The following is a 16,543-nucleotide window of genomic DNA, read 5'->3' on the forward strand; positions in this document are numbered from 1 at the left end:
ACCGACGTTGGACGACTCGGCCAATAGTTCCTTCATTCCGTGACACTCGTCATAGCGAGACTTTAGTCGCTTGACGACAAGTGTCACAGCGTGACACGTTTGGGGCATACGAACTCTCGGAGGCAGTTCATGACGTCCCAAGCGACAATGCCGTCCCGTCCGGGGACGCACGCAAGACCAGGCCGTGCCGGGCACGGCCACCCCTGGCTCACACTGTTCGCGGTCGCGCTCGGCGTGATGATGGTCGGCCTCGACGCGACCGTCGTGTCGATCGCCAACCCGGCCATCGCCAAGGACCTGCACGCCGACCTGACCGGTCTGCAGTGGGTCACCAACGGCTATCTGCTCGCCCTGGCCGTCACCCTGATCCCGGCCGGGAAGATCGCCGACCGGTTCGGGCGCAAGCGCACCTTCCTCGCCGGAGTGATCGGCTTCGCCGTCGCCTCCGTCCTCGTCGGCGTGTCCGGCGGCATCGGCATGGTGATCGCGTGGCGGGTCGTGCAGGGCTTCGCCGGCGCGCTGCTGCAGCCCGCCAGCCTGGCCATCCTGCGCAACACCTTCCCCGCGGAACGGCTCAACGCCGCGATCGGAATCTGGGGCGCCACCGTCGGCATCTCCATCGCCGGTGGCCCGATCGTCGGCGGCCTGCTCGTTCAGCACGTGAACTGGGAATCGGTCTTCTTCCTCAACGCTCCGCTCGGCCTGGTCGCCCTCCTGGTCGGCCTGTGGGTGATCCGCGAGTCCCGCGACGAGGGAGCCGTCGGCTCGTTCGACGTCCTCGGGGTGCTCCTGCTGTCCGGCTCGCTGTTCGCCCTGGTCTGGGGCCTGATCAAGGCGGGGACGTACGGCTTCGGCGACACGGTGCCGCTGGTGTCGTTCGCCGCGTTCGCGGTCCTGCTCGTCGGGTTCGTGATCCGTGAACTGCGGGCGGCCCACCCGATCCTGCCGATGAGCCTGTTCCGCTCGGCGTCGCTGTCGGCCGCGACCGGACTGATCGTCCTCGGCGCGTTCGCCCTGTTCGGAACCATCTTCTTCATCACGCTGTACCTGCAGCAGGTCCACGGCATGACCCCAGTGCAGGCGGGCGTCCGGATGCTGCCGATGACCGCGATCTTCATCGTCTCCTCGCCGCTGGGCGGGGCGCTGACCCAGCGGTTCGGGCCGCGGGTGCCGCTCGTCATCGGCATGGTGTTCACCGCCGGCGCGCTGTTCGGGCTGTCCCGGATCGGGGTCGACGCCTCGTACAACCAGATCTGGCCGTGGTTCATGCTGATGGGACTGGCGTTCGGGTTCATCCTCACCGCCGGCACCGAGGCGATCGTCGCGAACGCCCCCGCGCATCTGGCCGGGGTCGCGGGCGGTCTGCAGCAGACCGGGTTCCAGATCGGCGGCGTGCTGGGCACCTCGGTCCTCGGCACGATCCTGTCCAGCCGCGTCGGGAACGTCCTCGTCGACCGGCTGACCGGCGCGGGACTGCCCGCACCGGCGGCCCACCAGCTCACCGCCGCCAAGGACTACATCGCCCAGGGCGTCGCCCCGGTGCCCGCCGGCGCTCCGGGACCGGTCGCCAAGGCCATCACGACCGGCAGCCACCTCGCCTTCATGGACGGCTTCCAGACCTCCATGACGGTCGCCGCGGCCGTCGCGATCGTGGCCGCGTTCGCCGCACTCCTCGTACGGCGCGGCGAGTCCCCGGTCGAGGGAGCCATCGCCATCTGACCGGCACCGGGTACGGGCGGCCGCCGCCCGTACCCGTCTCTCACGGAGGTGCACCATGACCCACGCCATGACGTTCCCGACGACCCCGTTGACCGCGAGCGGCTGGGAGCTGCGCGTCGGCCGTGGCAGCCGGCGCCGCCCGGCCCTGGAGGTGCACACCGGTGACGGACTGATCGACGTCGCCGTGCCCGGCGGGCTGGACGCCAGCCTGGTCCGCGGCGCCGTACGCGGCAGGCGCTGGTCCGTGGCGTGGGGCGAGCTGCCGCCCGGCGGCGAGGTGCTCGTCGAGTTCCACGCCAAGGGGTCCGTGGTGAAGGTCCCGGCGGTCACGATCGCCGGGGCGTTCTGGGTGGCCGAGGTGCCGGGACGGTACCGCTCCGTCGCCGTCACCACCGCCGTCGACCAGGTCTCCGTCCGGCTGCGCCGCTTCCGAGAGGCCCGCCCGCCACAGCGGTAGGACGGGCCGGCGACCGGCCGGCGAGAGGCGTTCGCGTCCGGGCGACCGCCCCTCGCCGGCCGGCTCTGACGCCGCCGCGGCCGAGCGGTCAGTCGGCGGTGGGGACGGGCACCTTCCCGTCCGCGGTTGCCGGCCGGGGCGGGCCGGCCTTTTTCAGCGGGACCTCCTTGACGGCGAGGGCGGCGGCGAACGCGGCGGCGCACAGAATCGCGATCACCAGGAAGATCTGCCGGGTCGCGTCGGCCAGCCCGTCCACGTAGGCGGCCCTGGCCGCGGCGGACAGCGCGGCCGGCGCACCGGAATCGGCGGCGCCGCCGGGCAGGTGGTGCTGGATCGCGCGGGTGACCATCGATCCGAACGCCGCGACCGCGAGGGAACCGCCGAGCGTGCGGAACAGCTGGGTCGACGACATCGCGGCGCCCATGTCGCGCATCTCGACGCTGTTCTGCGCGATCGTGGTGGCCATCTGCATCAGGCAGCCGAGCCCGAGGCCGATCAGCACCATGTAGGAGCACGTGACCAGGCGGGACGTCTCGGTGTCCATGGTGGCCAGGAGGGCCGCGCCGACGGTCAGGAAGGCCGCGCCGAGCACGGGGAAGATCTTGTACCTGCCGGTGGCGGACATCACCTTGCCCGCGACGGTGGAGACGATCACGACCGGGACCAGCATCGGCACCATGAGGAGCCCCGAGTTGGTGGCCGACGCACCCTGCACGGTCTGCTGGAAGAGCGGCAGGTAGAGCCCGCCGGCGAACATGACCACGCCGGCGACCAGGATCATGCCGAGGGCGAGCGGGAAGTTGCGGTGCCCGGCGAAGATCCGTAGCGGCATGAGCGGTTCCGTCGCCCTCTTCTGCCAGGCGATGAACCCGGCGAGCCCGACGAGGGTGGCGACGCCGAGCGCGACGATCTGCCAGGAGCCCCAGGCGTAGGTGGTCCCCGCCCAGGTCGTGGCCAGCACGGCGGCGGTGATCGTCGCCGTCAGGAGGGCGATGCCCGGCCAGTCGATCGTCGCCTTGCTCCGGTTGACGGGCAGGCGCAGCATCACCCACAGCCAGACGAAGGCGAGTACGCCGAGCGGCAGGTTGATGTAGAACGCCCAGCGCCAGCCGAGGTGACCGGTGACGAAGCCGCCCAGCAGCGGCCCGCCGATCGTGCCGATCGCCATCACGGACGCCGACATGCCCTGGTACCTGCCGCGCTCCCGCGGCGGGACGAGCGCGCCGATCAGCGCGAACGCCCCGGCGCCGATCCCGCCCGCTCCGATGCCCTGCAGCGCGCGGGCGAGGATGAGCTGGGTCATGGTCTGCGCCGCTCCGCACACCGCGGAGCCGACGACGAACACCGCCACCGAGGCGAGGTAGGTGTGCTTGCGGCCGTACAGGTCGCCGAGCTTCCCCCACACCGGGGTCGTCACGGCGGTGACCAGGGTGTAGGCGGTCACCACCCAGGAGATGTGCCGCAGACCGCCCAGGTCACCGACGATCGTCGGCATCGCGGTGCCGACGACCATGGTGTCGAGCATCGACAGCAGCATCGCGAGCATCACGCCGAGCAGGACCCAGCGCACGTTCGGGGAGGGAGGAGTCCCGGCGGCCGGGCCGCCGGGGGAGGGCGAGGAGGTGGAGGCGGACATGCTGAACGGTCCTTCCGGTACGGGGAGGGGTTCGAGGAAGAAGAGCCGGGCAGGGGCGGCCGGCCGACCGTTCCACGAAAGCACACTCGATTAATAAGTGCAACCGTTTAACTTTTTGCTCCGGTCAACCGAGTCGGATAGGGTCATCGCCATGACCGACGCGACGACGGAGCGCGCGCCACTGGGCCGGCGCGAGCGCAAGAAGGCCGCCACCCGCCAGGCCCTCGCGGACGCCGCCCTCCGCCTCTTCCTCGAGCACGGCTACGACCACGTGGGCATCCGGGACATCGCCGAGGCCGCCGACGTCTCCACCACCACGCTGTTCAAGCACTTCCCCGGCAAGGAGGCCCTCGTCTTCGACGAGGACGCCGAGCTGGAGGCCGCCCTGATCGCCGCCGTACGCGAACGCCCCGAGGGGCGGTCGATCCCCGGTGCCCTGCGGGAGTACGTCCTGCGCACCCGGCGGGCCAAGGGCGACGACGCCGACGCGCGCTTCACCCGGTTCATCGAACTCGTCGAGAACACTCCCGACCTGCGCGAGTACGAGCGCCGCATGTGGATGCGGCACGAGACCGCCCTGGCGCGGGCGATCGCCGAGGAGATCGGCGCGCCCGCCGAGGACCCGACCTGCCGGGCACTGGCCCACTTCACGCTGGAGACCCGCTTCCTCACCTGCGAGAAGGCCGACGTCGGCACCGTCATCGCCGGTGCCTTCGAGCTGCTCGAACACGGCTGGAACGCGGCCGCCGGCGGCGCCCGGGGCTGATTCGGGCGATACCGGGAGGGTCGCCTGTCTCGACGGTAAGACCGAGCTGACGATCATCTTGAAGTCATCGAGCTCTCAGAAACAGCCCCTACGCTTTCACGCGTGCACTCGACCCTCAGGCGCTATCCGCTGCCCATCTCTTTCATCGTCGCGTTCTGCGCAGTGTCGGCGGTGTACGCGTACGGCCTGGGACCGGCCCAGCAGCGCTCGGTCGTCGCCACGACGGCGACCAACCTGGTGAACCTGAGGAGCGACCCCTTCGGCACCATGATCGCCTCGGCCTTCGTGGCCGAGGCCGTGCCGTGGATGTGGGTGGTCCTGGCGATCGTCGGGCTGTTCCCGGTGGCGCACCGCTTCGGCAACGTTCGGACGCTGGTCCTGGTCGGCGGGGCCCAGGTCGTCGGGACGCTCATCAGCGAGGGCCTGCTCGCCTGGCGGATCTCGACCGGTGCCATGCCCGCCTCCATGCGGTACCTCGACGACGTCGGCCCGTCCTACGTCATCGCCTCGGCGCTCGTCGCCACGATGCTGTACGGCGCCGAGCCCCTCGTGCGCACCGCCCGGCACGGCCACTGGCTGTTCGACCGCGTGCCGAGCCGCTGGTGGCGCATCGGGGCGGGCCTGGCCCTGGCCTTCCTCGCCCCGCACCTGTTCAGCGGGCTGGACCGGCTGGGCGTCGCGGCGGTGGGCCACGTCGTCGCCCTGCTCGTCGGTGCTCTCGTCGGCCTGATCTTCGCCCGGCGCGAGCGGGCCGGTGCGGGGCAGGACGGCCCCGGCGAAGCCGGACCGCGGAACCTCGCCCGCGAGGCCGTCCTGAGCGAGGCCTGACCACCGCTCCGGGAAGGCACTCCCAGAGCGGCGTCCCAGACGCGGCTCAGGCGGCGACCCTCAGCCGCGACGAACGAAGCGGCTATCCGCTCACCGGCAACGTCGTCGCGGAACTAGGGCTTCTTCGGGCCGGTCTTCTTCGGCGTCGGGGTGGTGCTCGGCCTTCCGCCGATGGGCGCCGGGAGGGGCAGCGTCGAGAGGCTCGGGGTGGGAGTCGGCGACGCGGACGTCGTCGGGGCCGTCGTCGGGGTCCCGGACGGGGCCGGACTCGTGGGTGACGCGGGCGGGCGGCTCACCGTCGCCGTCGGCGAGGGCGAGGAGTGCGTGGCCGCGGCCGACGGAGACCCGGGCCCGGGCCGCGGCGTGGTCCGCGCACTGCCGACGGACGAGGATCCGTCGCTCAGCGGCCCCGCGTGGCCGACCGACGGTGACGGCCGGCTCGTCGGCGTCCCGTGCCGCACCAGCCGGCTGTTGTCGCCGACGTTCGAGGCGCCCTGGTCGGACGCGGCGGGCCAGACCAGGATGGCGCCGACGACCGCCGCTGCGCAGGCCGCCAGCGTGAGCGTCTCGGTGAGCAGGGCGTTGCGCCGGCGGGGCTTGCGCCGGTGGCGGGCCGATGCCGGGGCGCCCGGCCGGTCGGCCTTCGGGCGCGGACCGGTGCCGGCGTCGGTCGGGCCGAACACTCCCTCGAAGGAGAGGGGCAGGCCGTCGGCGAGGGACAGCGGCACGCCGATGAACGTCCGCTCGGCCGCGACGCAGGCGGCGACCACCGTGTCCCGCAACGACGCGGGCGGCTCGGCCGCCCGCCGGCCCACGAGCGCGTGCAGGCGGCCCTTCGCGAGGGCCGTCAGCAGTTCGTCGTCCGCGGCGGAGCCGGCTTCGAGCACGGCGACGACGGCCTGTTCGAGCCGGCGACGCGCCATGCGGACCAGCAGCTCGGCGGTGTCGAGGGCCACTCCGGTGAGCCGCGCGAACTCCTCGACCTCGAGCGCGTCGGTCAGCGCCAGCGCCTCCCGGTGCTCGGGCCGCAGCCGGGCCAGGGCGCGCTCCAACGGGGCCGCCCCCGGGTCGACCGGGACGGTGCGCTGCAGGGCGCCGCGGCGCAGCACCTCGGCCCGGGCGAGCGCGTACAGCCAGATCGGCAGCGCGTCATCGCCGGCCGGGGCCCCGGCCGGGTAGCGGGCGGCGGTGACGAAGGCGTCTCGTACGGCGTCGGCGGCCTCGTCACCGACCATGCGGTGGCAGTAGGCGTGGATCCGCGGCCCGTGCTCGTCGTAGAGCAGGCCGAAGACCTCCGGCTCGCCGGCGCGCAGCGCCTCCGTCAGGGACACCTTCGACTCCGTTCCAGCACGCGGGCTCGTCACTACAAGTAAAGAGCAAGCTACCAGGGTGCCAAAAATGGACGCCAGAGGCTTTTGCTTCCGGTGATCAGGCGGCGGGGTCGAGGGGGCGGAGCTCGTCGGCGTAGCTGACCGAGACGCGGCGCATCACGCCGCCGTCGTCGATGGAGTACTGCCCCATGCGCCAGAGCGGGGGTGAGTACGCGTGGATGGACACGCTCCGGTCCGCCACCCCGACCAGGCGGTGGATGTGCTCGGGCCCGAAGCAGAACGAGGTCTCCGCCTCGACCTCCACCTCGACGTGCTCGCCGCCGATCCGGGGGTTGCACTCCATGAGGGTGCCGTCGACGACCGCGACCGCGCCGGAGGAGATGTCGTGGTCGTGCCAGCCCGTGTCGCTCTCCGGAGTCCAGCACAGCAGCCACACGTCGACGTACTCGTCGCGGTGCAGCGACACGTAGTGGCGGTGGCCGTCGGGGAAGTCGACCAGCTCCTGCCACGTCTCGGGGTGAGCGGCCAGGTCGTCGACCAGCCGGCGCAGTTCGTGCCGGTCGAGGCTTCGTTCGGGGAGGGACTCGATGGTCAACGGAGTTCAGTCCTTTCCGGTGAGCAGTCGGTGCGGGTTGGCGGTGCGGATGGCGTGCTCGGCGGCGTCGCCGATGCCGAAGTCGCGGGGGACGCGGGCGTACGGGCGGTCGGAGCCGCTCACGATCGTGTCGATGCCGATCGCCCGGACGGTGGCGTCGACGGCGCGCGGTCCGTACGAGGACGTCTCCACGTAGGCGTTCGAGTCGACCAGGCCGCGTCCGCCGCCGCGGGCGGCCAGCCGCTCGCCGTGCAGGGGCGCGAGCCCGGCGAGCAGGGCGAAGCAGACGCGCAGGTGGGGATGGCGCGGCCGGCCGAAGGCGCGGAAGGCGTACCAGGCGGCGTGCATCTGGTGGACGTACGGGACGAGCGCGGGCCACCATGCCGGGCCGTCCGTGGCGGGCGCGGGCCCGGGGTGGACGAACAGCGGCAGCTCGCGTTCCTCCAGGAGCGCGAGGAGGGGCGCGCAGCGCTCGTAGCCCGCCGGGTCGAGCAGTGCGGTCGCGGGCAGCTGCAGGCCGACGAACCCCTGGTCGAGGAGCCGGGCGAGGGCGTCCACGTCGATCTCGGCCAGGCCGGCGGCGGCCCAGGCGCGGAACGGCTCGGGCAGCGCCAGCGCGTCCGCGTGGTAGGCGTCGAGGAGGGGAGTGGCCTGGTCGGGCGGCAGCGATTCGACGCCGAGTGGAGCGGAGAGCGAGATCAGCACGAGGCCGAAACCGTCCTCGGCGGCTTCGTCGGCGCGGCGCCGGGGGTCGTGGTCGGCCGGGTCGACGTCGTACGGGGCCTCGCCCGCGAGATGGAGCGTCCAGCCGTCGAGCCGGGGAACCGCCGTACGCCGCCGGAGGGCGTCGAGGAAGGCCGGGCCCCAGAGGTGCTGGTGCACGTCGATCCGCACGGATGTGCTCCTTACTCGCAGGTCAGCGCCCTGAACCGGTTCACTGAACCGTATCAGTGTAGCGGTTCAGTGGACCGTTTCACATACGTCCCCGCCACCTCAACGACATCTGCCGCTTTTGGCAACGAAAGGTACTTTTCGGATTATTGATGCGGTTCAGTAGGGAAAGACCTTCGTTCGTCCCTGTTCGGAGGTGCCCATGAGCCGACTGACCATCGACCAGATCTACGAGTACGCCCGAGGGGTCTGCTTCAAGACCGGTCCGCCCGGCCTGGTCGGCGCCGAGACCGAGTGGTTCGTCATCGACCGGAACGCCCCGTCCCGGCCCGCTTTACTGCCTCATGTCCAGGCGGTGATGGAGGCGGCCGGCCCGCCGCCCGCCGGAAGCCGCATCACGTACGAACCCGGCGGCCAGCTCGAGCTCAGCTCGCCCCCGCGTCCGGGCCCCGCCGCGGCGTGCGCCGCCGTCGCCCGCGACATCGCGCATGTCACCGCACACCTGGCCAAAGAGGACCTGATCCTCGACGGGCGCGGCGCCGACTCCCGGCCGCCGGTGTTCCAGGCGACCGAGGGCCGCTACCGGTGCATGCGCGAGTACTTCGGCGAATACGGCCTGCGGATGATGTGCGGCACCGCCTCGCTCCAGGTCTGCCTCGACATCGGCGCCGACGCCGAGGACGCCGCCCGGCGCTGGCGGCTCGCGCACGCGCTCGGACCGGTGCTGGTCGCGGCCTTCGCCAACTCGCCCGGCCCGTCCGCGCGGTCTCGCCGGCAGATCGTCTGGGAGAGGCTCGATCCGGGGCGTACGGCGGCGGTGGGCGGTGACGACCCCGTCGAGGCCTGGGTCCGGTACGCCCTCGACGCACAGGTCATGCTGATCCGCGACGGCTGGGTGGCGGCTCCGGGGATGACCTTCCGGGAGTGGATGGCGACGGGCCGGCCCGACCTCGGCGACCTGGCGTACCACCTGTCGACGCTGTTCCCGCCCGTCCGGCCGCAGGGCTGGCTCGAGCTGCGGATGATCGACGCGCTGCCGGAGCCGTACTGGCCGGTGCCCGTCGCCGTGGCCGCCGCGCTGCTCGACGATCCGGTCGCGGCCGACCTCGCGACCGAGGCCGCCGCCCCCGCGCGGGACCGCTGGCGCCAGGCCGCGCGCGACGCCCTCACCGACCCGGTGCTGGCCCGCGCCGCGCGCCGCTGCTTCGCCGCCGCCCTGGACGCCCTGCCCAGGCTGGGCGCGGAGGCGCTCGTCCCCATCGTCGACGCCTACGCCGGCCGGTTCGTCGAACGCGGCCGCTGCCCGGCCGACGACCCACCGCCGGGCGAGGAGCGAGGTCGCCGCGGAGCGAGGGAGAAGGCCGAGCGACCCGTCGCCACCGCCGTACGCCCGGCGGTCCCCCCGAAACCCGATGCATGCAGGACCGTGCCGGGCACGCACGCCGAGCCGCCCGCCACGGCCACCGAGGAGGAAACCACGTGGACCTGAAGGAACGGATCGCGACGGAGCTGATCGCCGCGCGCGACCGGAGCGTCGGCCTCACCCTGGAGGCGCTCGAGGAACCGGACCTGATGGCGCAGGTCTCGCCGCTGATGTCACCGCTGGTCTGGGACCTGGCGCACATCGGCAACTACGAGGAGCTCTGGCTGCTGCGCGCGGCCGCCGGCCAGGACGCGATGCGCCCGGAGATCGACGATCTGTACAACGCCTTCGAGCACCCCCGCGCCGAACGGCCGAAGCTCCCGCTGCTCACCCCGGCCGAGAGCCGCGCGTACATCGACACCGTACGGTCCAAGGTGCTCGACTCGCTGGAGAAGGTGCCGCTGACCGGACCGCTCGCGGCGGGCGGCTTCGTCTACAACATGGTCATCCAGCATGAGCACCAGCACGACGAGACGATGCTCGCCACTCACCAGCTCCGTACGAACGGCCCCACGCTGCTCGGCCGATCGCCGGAGGATCCTCCCGCCGGCGCCCCGGCCCTGGCCGGGCACGAGGCGCTGGTCGACGCGGGCCCGTTCGTCATGGGCACCTCCGACGACCCGTGGGCGTACGACAACGAGCGCGGCGCCCACACGGTCGACCTGCCCGCCTTCTTCATCGACGTCACGCCGGTGTCGAACGCCGCGTACCTGGCGTTCATGGAGGACGGCGGGTACGACGACCCGCGCTGGTGGCAGCCGGCCGGCTGGGACTGGCGGACGGGGTCCGGCAAGCGCGCGCCCGCCTTCTGGAGACGCGAGGACGGCCGGTGGCTGCGGCGGCGGTTCGGCCGGACCGAACCGGTGCCGCTCGACGAGCCGGTGCAGCACGTCTGCTGGTACGAGGCGGACGCCTACGCCCGCTGGGCGGGCAAGCGGCTGCCCACCGAGGCCGAGTGGGAGAAGGCCGCGAGCTGGGACCCGGGGACGGGCCGCAAACGCCGCCTGCCCTGGGGCGACACGGGGCAGCACGCCAACCTGGGGCAGCGGATGATGCGGCCCGCGCCGGTCGGCTCCCACCCCGAGGGCGCGTCGGCGTACGGCGTGCGTCAGTTGCTCGGCGACGTGTGGGAGTGGACGTCGAGCGGTTTCCACGGCTATCCGGGGTTCCGGGCCTTTCCGTACAAGGAGTACTCCGAGGTGTTCTTCGGCGGCGACTACAAAGTGCTGCGCGGCGGCTCCTGGGCGACGCATCCGCTGGCGTGCCGGACGACCTTCCGCAACTGGGACCATCCGATCCGCCGGCAGATCTTCGCCGGGTTCCGCTGTGCGAGGGACGCCGCCTGATGTGCCGTCACATCGCCTACCTCGGCGCACCGCGCACTCTGCACGAGCTGCTGTACGCCCCGGAGCACTCCCTGGAGCGGCAGTCGTACGCGCCGCACATGAACGCCAACTGCGTCGTCAACGCCGACGGGTTCGGCGCGGGCTGGTACGACCCGTCCCGTGCGCGGCCCGTCCGGTACCGCCGGTCCCAGCCGATCTGGACGGACCTGTCCTTCGCCGACATCGCCGAGGTCGTCCGTAGCCGCTGCGCGGTCGCCGCGGTCCGCTCCGCGACGCCGGGCTTCCCGGTCGACGAGTCGTGCGCCCAGCCGTTCACGGACGCCGAGCGGCTGTTCAGCCACAACGGCGCGGTCGAGGGCTTCCCGGGCGTCGAGGCGAAGCTGCGGGAGCTCGCCGGCGACCTCGCGCCGATCCCGGACGCCCGTGCCCCCGTCGACTCGGCGCTGCTGTTCGCGCTGGCCGCCGGGCGGTGGCGGGTCGGTCACGCTCTCGCGGACGGGCTCGCGTACGCCGTCGAGGCCACCGCCGCGCTCGCCTCCGGCCGGTACAACCTCCTCGCGGCCGACGGACGCGCGCTGGCCGCGACCCGGTGGGGCGACACGCTGTACGTGCGCCGGGGCGAGGACGTCGTCATCGCCTCCGAGCCGTACGACGAGTCGGCCGAGTGGGAAGAGGTCCCCGATCGCTCACTGGTGATGGTCGACCACGACGGGGTACGGGTGAGCCCACTGTGACGGACCCCATCGGGCCGACGACGGACAAGAGAACATCGGGAGGCATCGTGGATCGGTATCTGACCCCGGACGACCTCGGTAAGGCGCTGCGCCGGGACGTCGCCGACGGCCTGAGCACGCGGCCGAAGACGCTGCCCGCCAAGTGGTTCTACGACGAGCGCGGCAGCGAGCTGTTCGAGGAGATCACCCGGCTGGAGGAGTACTACCCGACCCGCCGCGAACGCGCGATCCTCGCCGAGCGGGCGGGCGAGATCGCCGAGGCGACCGGCGCGGTCACCCTCATGGAGCTGGGCGCAGGCTCGGGGGAGAAGACCCGGATGCTGCTCGACGCGCTGAGCGGAACCCTGCGCACGTACGTGCCGGTCGACGTCAGCGGCGACTTCCTCGGCCGCGCGGCCGGGCAGATCGCCGAGGACCACCCCGGCCTGACGGTGCGGCCCGTCGTCGCCGACTACGAGCGGCACCTGGCCCTGCTGCCCGGCGGGGAGCGCCGCCTGGTGGCGTTCCTCGGCGGCACGATCGGCAACATGGCCCCGGCCGAGCGGGTGTCGTTCCTCAGCGCGGTGGGCGCCACGATGAGCGAGGACGACGCGCTGCTGCTCGGCGCCGACCTCGTCAAGGACGAGGACCGGCTCGTCCGCGCGTACGACGACGCCCGTGGCGTCACCGCGGAGTTCAACCGCAACGTCCTCAACGTCATCGACCGCGAGCTCGGCGCCGACTTCGTCCCCGAACGGTTCGAGCACGTCGCCGTCTGGAACCCGAACGACGAGTGGATCGAGATGCGGCTGCGCTCGACGGCGCCGCAGGTCGTGCACATACCCACTCTCGACCTGAAGGTCGAGTTCGATGAGGGCGAGGAGGTGCGCACGGAGATCTCCGCGAAGTTCCGCCGGGACCGCCTCGACGCGGAGGCGGGTGCGGCGGGCCTGCGCATCGACCGTTGGTGGACCGACCCCGATGGCGACTTCTCCCTCAGCCTGCTCAGGCCCGTCTGATCAGGCCTTGCCGAAAACCGGGGCGTCCGGACAGTAAAGAACGCCGCGGCCAAGGTCCGCGGCGTGGAATTCGGACGAGACTCGAGGAGTCACCATGCGCAAAGCCAGCATGACGCCGACGCACACCGGCACCAACGGGGCGCCGACGCACACCGGCACCAACGGGACGCCGACCAGCGGTGGGGCCACGAACGCGCCGGTCACCACCCGCTCCGGCGGCGGGTCGGGCCACACCTCCAACGGTGGCACGGACATGAGCGCGGTCGGCGACGCCGTGACGGCGGGCTGGCCGAAGGAGTGACGGCCCGCTGAGCCGTCGCCGCCAGCCGAACGGACCGGTCCCCGGCCCGCCCTCGTGGCGGGACCGGGGACCGGTTCTTCTTTACGACTGGTTTTGTAAGTGAGGCGGTTTCTCCCGCAGCCTCATCAGGCCCGCCTGAGCCACCCGAGAACGGTTGCCGAAGACCGGCGCATCCGGACGGTGAAAGTCACTGCGGCCAAAGTCCGCAGCGCACAACGAGGCGGAAGATCAAAGGGAGTGACCATGAGCAAGAGGTCTGGCAACTTCGTCCACGGCAGCGTGGTTCCCAGCGGCAAGGCCAAGATCGACTCGACGCCGCACACCTCCAGCGGCCGCCGCTCGCCGCAGGACGACGCGGCGCAGAAGAGGCTGGACGCGGGCATGGCGGAGGTCCGCGGCAAGATCGAGAAGGCCGCGGACGTCATCCGCCGCGGCTAGCGGTCGCCTGAGCGCCGACCGCCGGCCGAACAGACCGGTCCCCGGCCCGCCCTCGTGGCGGGACCGGGGACCGGTTCTCTTCTTGTGGCACCGATTCGCTTGCCGACCAGATCGGCCCCCGGACGTTCCTTATCAAAGGGAGCTCCATTTGGGAGACACCAACGAAGAGGCCAAGAAAGAGACGCGAGTTCAGCCTGTCGACCGACGAGTTCCGGAAGGAGCTCCAGCGAGACCAGGCCGCAGCCGGGAAGAGCATCCGCCAGGCTCAGGGCGAGTTCCGCGACAAGATCGCCCCTGAAGTCCGAGCCGCCCGGAGGGCGAGCCGCTCCTAGTCGTCGGCCTCGACCACCCAGCCCGAAGAGCGCCGTTCGTCGTCCGTCATCTGACGGACGGCTAACGGTGTGCGCACGGAGGCGGCCCCCACGGGGCCGCCTCTTCCTGTGTAGCGTGCGCTGTTCTGGCGGTGCGACGTCGGTGAGGGGCGTCGCCCGGCACGCCCCAGGGGCGGGACGAGGCCGGTTCTCTTCTTCCGAGGCCCGGGTTTGTCGGTGGAGATCTGTACTGTTGGGGTCGTGGCGCAGCAACGTAAGCGAGCGACCATCCGCGAAGTGGCGAAGGCGACGGGGCTCTCGCCGGCCGCGGTCTCGTATGCGTTGCGCGGCATTCAGACGTCGGAGGAGACCCAGCAGCGGGTCCGGCAGGCCGCCGCCGAGCTGGGCTACGAGGCGCACCCCATCGCGCGGGCCCTGGCCAGCGGGCGCACCGGCATGGTGGGGCTGCTGTGCGGCTCCCTCGAGGACCTGTGGCAGCAGGCGCTCGCCGTCGGCATCGGCCGGGCGCTGTTCGCCCGCGACCGCTACGCCATCATCCTCGACGCGGCCGGTGACCCCGACCGGGAGGCCATGCTCGCCCGGCAGCTCCGCGACCAGCGCGTCGACGGCCTGATCGTGCAGCCGGTGGACCCGGCCGGCGAGGTGTGGGCCGAGCTGGGGGAGAGCCTGCCGATCGTGTCGATCGGCGACTCGCTGCACGGCGGGCACGCGTACGGCGAGGTGGTGTTCGACAACCGGGCGGGCGTCACGCTCGCGCTGGAGCACCTGCACCAACTCGGGCACCGGCACGTCGCCGTGCTCACCCCCACGCGCGCCAGCACCCCGGACCGCCCCGCCGACCTGCACGTCAACGCCGAGGCCGAGCGGATCGGCATCGAGGTCGACGTGGTCACCTCGCCGCAGGCGCTGCCCGGTGCCACCGAGGCGGCCCTCGGGGCGCTGACCTCGCCGAACCCGCCGACCGCGATGTTCTGCTTCTCCGACTCGATCGCGTACGGCGTCTACGCCGCGACGCGCGAGCTCGGTCTCAACGTGCCCGGTGACCTGTCGGTCGCCGGCTTCGACAACCACCCGATGTCCGCGCTGCTCACTCCGCCGCTGACCAGCATGGACTGGGACATCGACGACATCGTGCACTCGGCGGTGCGGGTCATCGTCGGCGCCATCGAGGGCAAGCCGCGCCGCCGCCGCATCGTCTGCGAGCCCAGCCTCCTGCTCCGCGAATCGACCGGTAAATGTTCTCAGTAGGCACCGTAGACGGCGATCCGGGGAAGCAGGTCGGCCGCGGCGCCGATGTCGGCGTCGAGCGGCCGGTCCTCGACCGCGGGGTCCAGCGCGTCGGCGGCCTGGGCGTAGACCTCGCCGAGCCGGCCCAGTGGCGTGCGGCCCTGCATCCGCAGCGCCCGTACCGCCGCGACGAGCTCACAGGCCAGCGCGGTGCGGTACGCCGTGACGACGTCGGTGGTGGCGCGCGCCGACTGGGTGGCGAAACCCGCGTGCTCCTCGACGCCCCGCGACAGCACGGCGCTGCCGAGCGCGGCGGGGGAGGCCAGCCGCCGGATGTCGGCGATGGCCGAGTGCGCGACATACTCCAGGATCATGATTCCCGAGCCGGGCTCGCCCGGGGCCGCCTGAAACGCCTCCAAGCCGGTGAAGGCGGGCTCCACCAGCGTGCCGAGCCGGGCCGCCGACAGCGCCGCCGTCTGGAACAGCGCGGCCCGTACGGCGTCGAGCGCCAGCCCGACGGACGCGGTGTGGAAGTTGCCGTTGTGCCAGACGGTGCGGTTCGCGACGTCGACGAGCGGGTTCTCGGCCGCCGCGTTGATCTCCCGCGTGACGACGCCCTCCGCCTGCTCGGCGACGTCCACCGCGGGCCCGTGCACCTGGGGGAACGCCCGGTAGCCGTACGGGTCCTGGATGCGCGCCGGGGTGATCTCCTCGGGGAGCAGGCCGCGCACGGCCTCGGCGACCCGGCGCTGCCCGGGGTGCGGGCGCGCCTCGTGCACGGGGGCGGCGAAGGGCTCGGCCGAGCCGCGCACCGCGTGCAGCGACAACGCGGCCACCGGGATCGAGGCGCGCAGCAGTTCGGTGACGTCCCGGACGGCCAGCGCGGACTCGCCGAAAGTGGCGGCGCTCGAACTGATGAAGGCCAGCGCGTCCGTGGGGCGCAGCGCGAAGTGCGGGCCGCCCGCGCCGCCCTGCCAGGGGCGCTCGCCGATCAGGCACAGCGCGGTCGCGGCGAGCGCGGTCAGGTCCCCGGTGCCGATCGCGCCGTACGCCGGGATCGGCGGGATCAGCCAGCGATTGATCACCTCGGCGAGCGCGCCGAGCACGTCCGGGTCGACGCCGGAGCCCCCGGCGGCGATCTGGTTGAGGCGCACGACGAGCATCGCGCGGACGATCTCGGAGGCGAGCAGCGGCCCGGCCCCGCCCGCGTGGCTGCGCAGAAGCCGCAGGCCATGGGCGTCGTCGTCCTCGATCGTGACGTTCCGGTTGGCGCCGACGCCCGTGGTTCGGCCGTACACCGCCTGCCGCCCGGCGACCTCGCGGGCGACCTCCCAGGCCTGTCGCGCCCGCTCCACCGCTTGTGGCGGAACTGTAACAAAGATGCCATCACGGGCCACCGCTGCTACGGCTTCGCAGGTCAGGCCGCTACCGTTGACGGCTACGGATGTCGGACTCATCGGTGGAACCTTATGGCAAGTAGATAAATCACACTATCTTGACCTTTTATCCCGGATACCCCCA

At 72.3% G+C, this 16,543-nt stretch carries 16 protein-coding genes; 11 read left to right on the top strand and 5 right to left on the bottom strand.

Annotated features, from left to right (window positions below):
• Positions 1-147 precede the first annotated feature (147 nt).
• Positions 148-1,719: an MFS transporter gene (locus ABD978_RS21165; protein ID WP_425550739.1), complete on the top strand. Its 1,572-nt coding sequence runs from the start codon at positions 148-150 to the stop codon at positions 1,717-1,719.
• Between the two features lie 55 nt (positions 1,720-1,774).
• The gene (locus ABD978_RS21170) at positions 1,775-2,176 is read left to right on the top strand and encodes a hypothetical protein (protein ID WP_345356989.1); all 402 of its coding nucleotides are present in this window, start codon (positions 1,775-1,777) and stop codon (positions 2,174-2,176) included.
• 88 nt (positions 2,177-2,264) lie between these two features.
• Here the strand turns inward: ABD978_RS21170 and ABD978_RS21175 are convergent, their stop codons facing one another.
• The gene (locus ABD978_RS21175) at positions 2,265-3,812 is read right to left on the bottom strand and encodes an MDR family MFS transporter (RefSeq protein ID WP_345356992.1); all 1,548 of its coding nucleotides are present in this window, start codon (positions 3,810-3,812) and stop codon (positions 2,265-2,267) included.
• A gap of 151 nt (positions 3,813-3,963) precedes the next feature.
• Between ABD978_RS21175 and ABD978_RS21180 the strand changes: the two genes are divergently transcribed.
• Positions 3,964-4,578 carry a TetR/AcrR family transcriptional regulator gene (locus ABD978_RS21180; RefSeq protein ID WP_345356995.1) on the top strand — a complete coding sequence of 205 codons (615 nt, stop codon included), beginning with the start codon at positions 3,964-3,966 and terminating at the stop codon, positions 4,576-4,578.
• Positions 4,579-4,680: 102 nt separating this feature from the next.
• On the top strand, positions 4,681-5,406 hold the full coding sequence (locus ABD978_RS21185; RefSeq protein ID WP_345356998.1) for a rhomboid-like protein: 726 nt from the start codon (positions 4,681-4,683) through the stop codon (positions 5,404-5,406).
• A gap of 113 nt (positions 5,407-5,519) precedes the next feature.
• On the opposite strand, the gene ABD978_RS21190 is transcribed toward ABD978_RS21185, so the two are convergent.
• From ABD978_RS21190 to ABD978_RS21200, 3 genes are all read right to left on the bottom strand, one after another.
• On the bottom strand, positions 5,520-6,737 hold the full coding sequence (locus ABD978_RS21190; protein WP_345357001.1) for an RNA polymerase sigma factor: 1,218 nt from the start codon (positions 6,735-6,737) through the stop codon (positions 5,520-5,522).
• A gap of 97 nt (positions 6,738-6,834) precedes the next feature.
• The gene (locus ABD978_RS21195) at positions 6,835-7,332 is read right to left on the bottom strand and encodes a cysteine dioxygenase (RefSeq protein ID WP_345357004.1); all 498 of its coding nucleotides are present in this window, start codon (positions 7,330-7,332) and stop codon (positions 6,835-6,837) included.
• A gap of 6 nt (positions 7,333-7,338) precedes the next feature.
• A complete protein-coding gene (locus ABD978_RS21200) occupies positions 7,339-8,226 on the bottom strand; it encodes an amidohydrolase family protein (protein ID WP_345357007.1) in 888 nt (295 codons plus the stop codon).
• 199 nt (positions 8,227-8,425) lie between these two features.
• Here ABD978_RS21200 and ABD978_RS21205 point away from each other — a divergent pair, with 199 nt between their 5' ends.
• The 7 genes from ABD978_RS21205 (at position 8,426) to ABD978_RS21235 (ending at position 15,043) form a co-directional block, all read left to right on the top strand.
• Positions 8,426-9,712, top strand: a complete 1,287-nt coding sequence (locus ABD978_RS21205) for a glutamate-cysteine ligase family protein (RefSeq protein ID WP_345357010.1) — start codon at positions 8,426-8,428, stop codon at positions 9,710-9,712.
• Positions 9,703-10,992, top strand: coding sequence for an ergothioneine biosynthesis protein EgtB (gene egtB / locus ABD978_RS21210; RefSeq protein ID WP_345357013.1), 1,290 nt, complete (start codon positions 9,703-9,705; stop codon positions 10,990-10,992). Before ABD978_RS21205 ends, egtB begins: the two co-directional genes overlap by 10 nt.
• Positions 10,992-11,726 (top strand): ergothioneine biosynthesis protein EgtC, encoded by a 735-nt coding sequence (egtC, locus tag ABD978_RS21215; RefSeq protein ID WP_345357016.1) that lies wholly within the window; start codon positions 10,992-10,994, stop codon positions 11,724-11,726. Before egtB ends, egtC begins: the two co-directional genes overlap by 1 nt.
• A 47-nt stretch (positions 11,727-11,773) precedes the next feature.
• Entirely contained in the window at positions 11,774-12,724 is a 951-nt protein-coding gene (gene egtD, locus ABD978_RS21220) for an L-histidine N(alpha)-methyltransferase (RefSeq protein WP_425550738.1), read from the top strand.
• Between the two features lie 94 nt (positions 12,725-12,818).
• Positions 12,819-13,025, top strand: coding sequence for a hypothetical protein (locus ABD978_RS21225; protein WP_345357019.1), 207 nt, complete (start codon positions 12,819-12,821; stop codon positions 13,023-13,025).
• A gap of 243 nt (positions 13,026-13,268) precedes the next feature.
• The gene (locus tag ABD978_RS21230; protein ID WP_345357022.1) at positions 13,269-13,463 is read left to right on the top strand and encodes a hypothetical protein; all 195 of its coding nucleotides are present in this window, start codon (positions 13,269-13,271) and stop codon (positions 13,461-13,463) included.
• A gap of 572 nt (positions 13,464-14,035) precedes the next feature.
• Entirely contained in the window at positions 14,036-15,043 is a 1,008-nt protein-coding gene (locus tag ABD978_RS21235) for a LacI family DNA-binding transcriptional regulator (RefSeq protein WP_345357025.1), read from the top strand.
• On the opposite strand, the gene ABD978_RS21240 is transcribed toward ABD978_RS21235, so the two are convergent.
• Positions 15,037-16,479 carry an aromatic amino acid ammonia-lyase gene (locus tag ABD978_RS21240; RefSeq protein WP_345357028.1) on the bottom strand — a complete coding sequence of 481 codons (1,443 nt, stop codon included), beginning with the start codon at positions 16,477-16,479 and terminating at the stop codon, positions 15,037-15,039. The two genes, ABD978_RS21235 and ABD978_RS21240, sit on opposite strands and share 7 nt — an antisense overlap.
• Between the last annotated feature and the right edge of the window lie 64 nt (positions 16,480-16,543).

It is taken from the genome of Actinoallomurus liliacearum, from assembly GCF_039542035.1.
GTDB classification, from domain to species: Bacteria; Actinomycetota; Actinomycetes; order Streptosporangiales; family Streptosporangiaceae; genus Actinoallomurus; species Actinoallomurus liliacearum.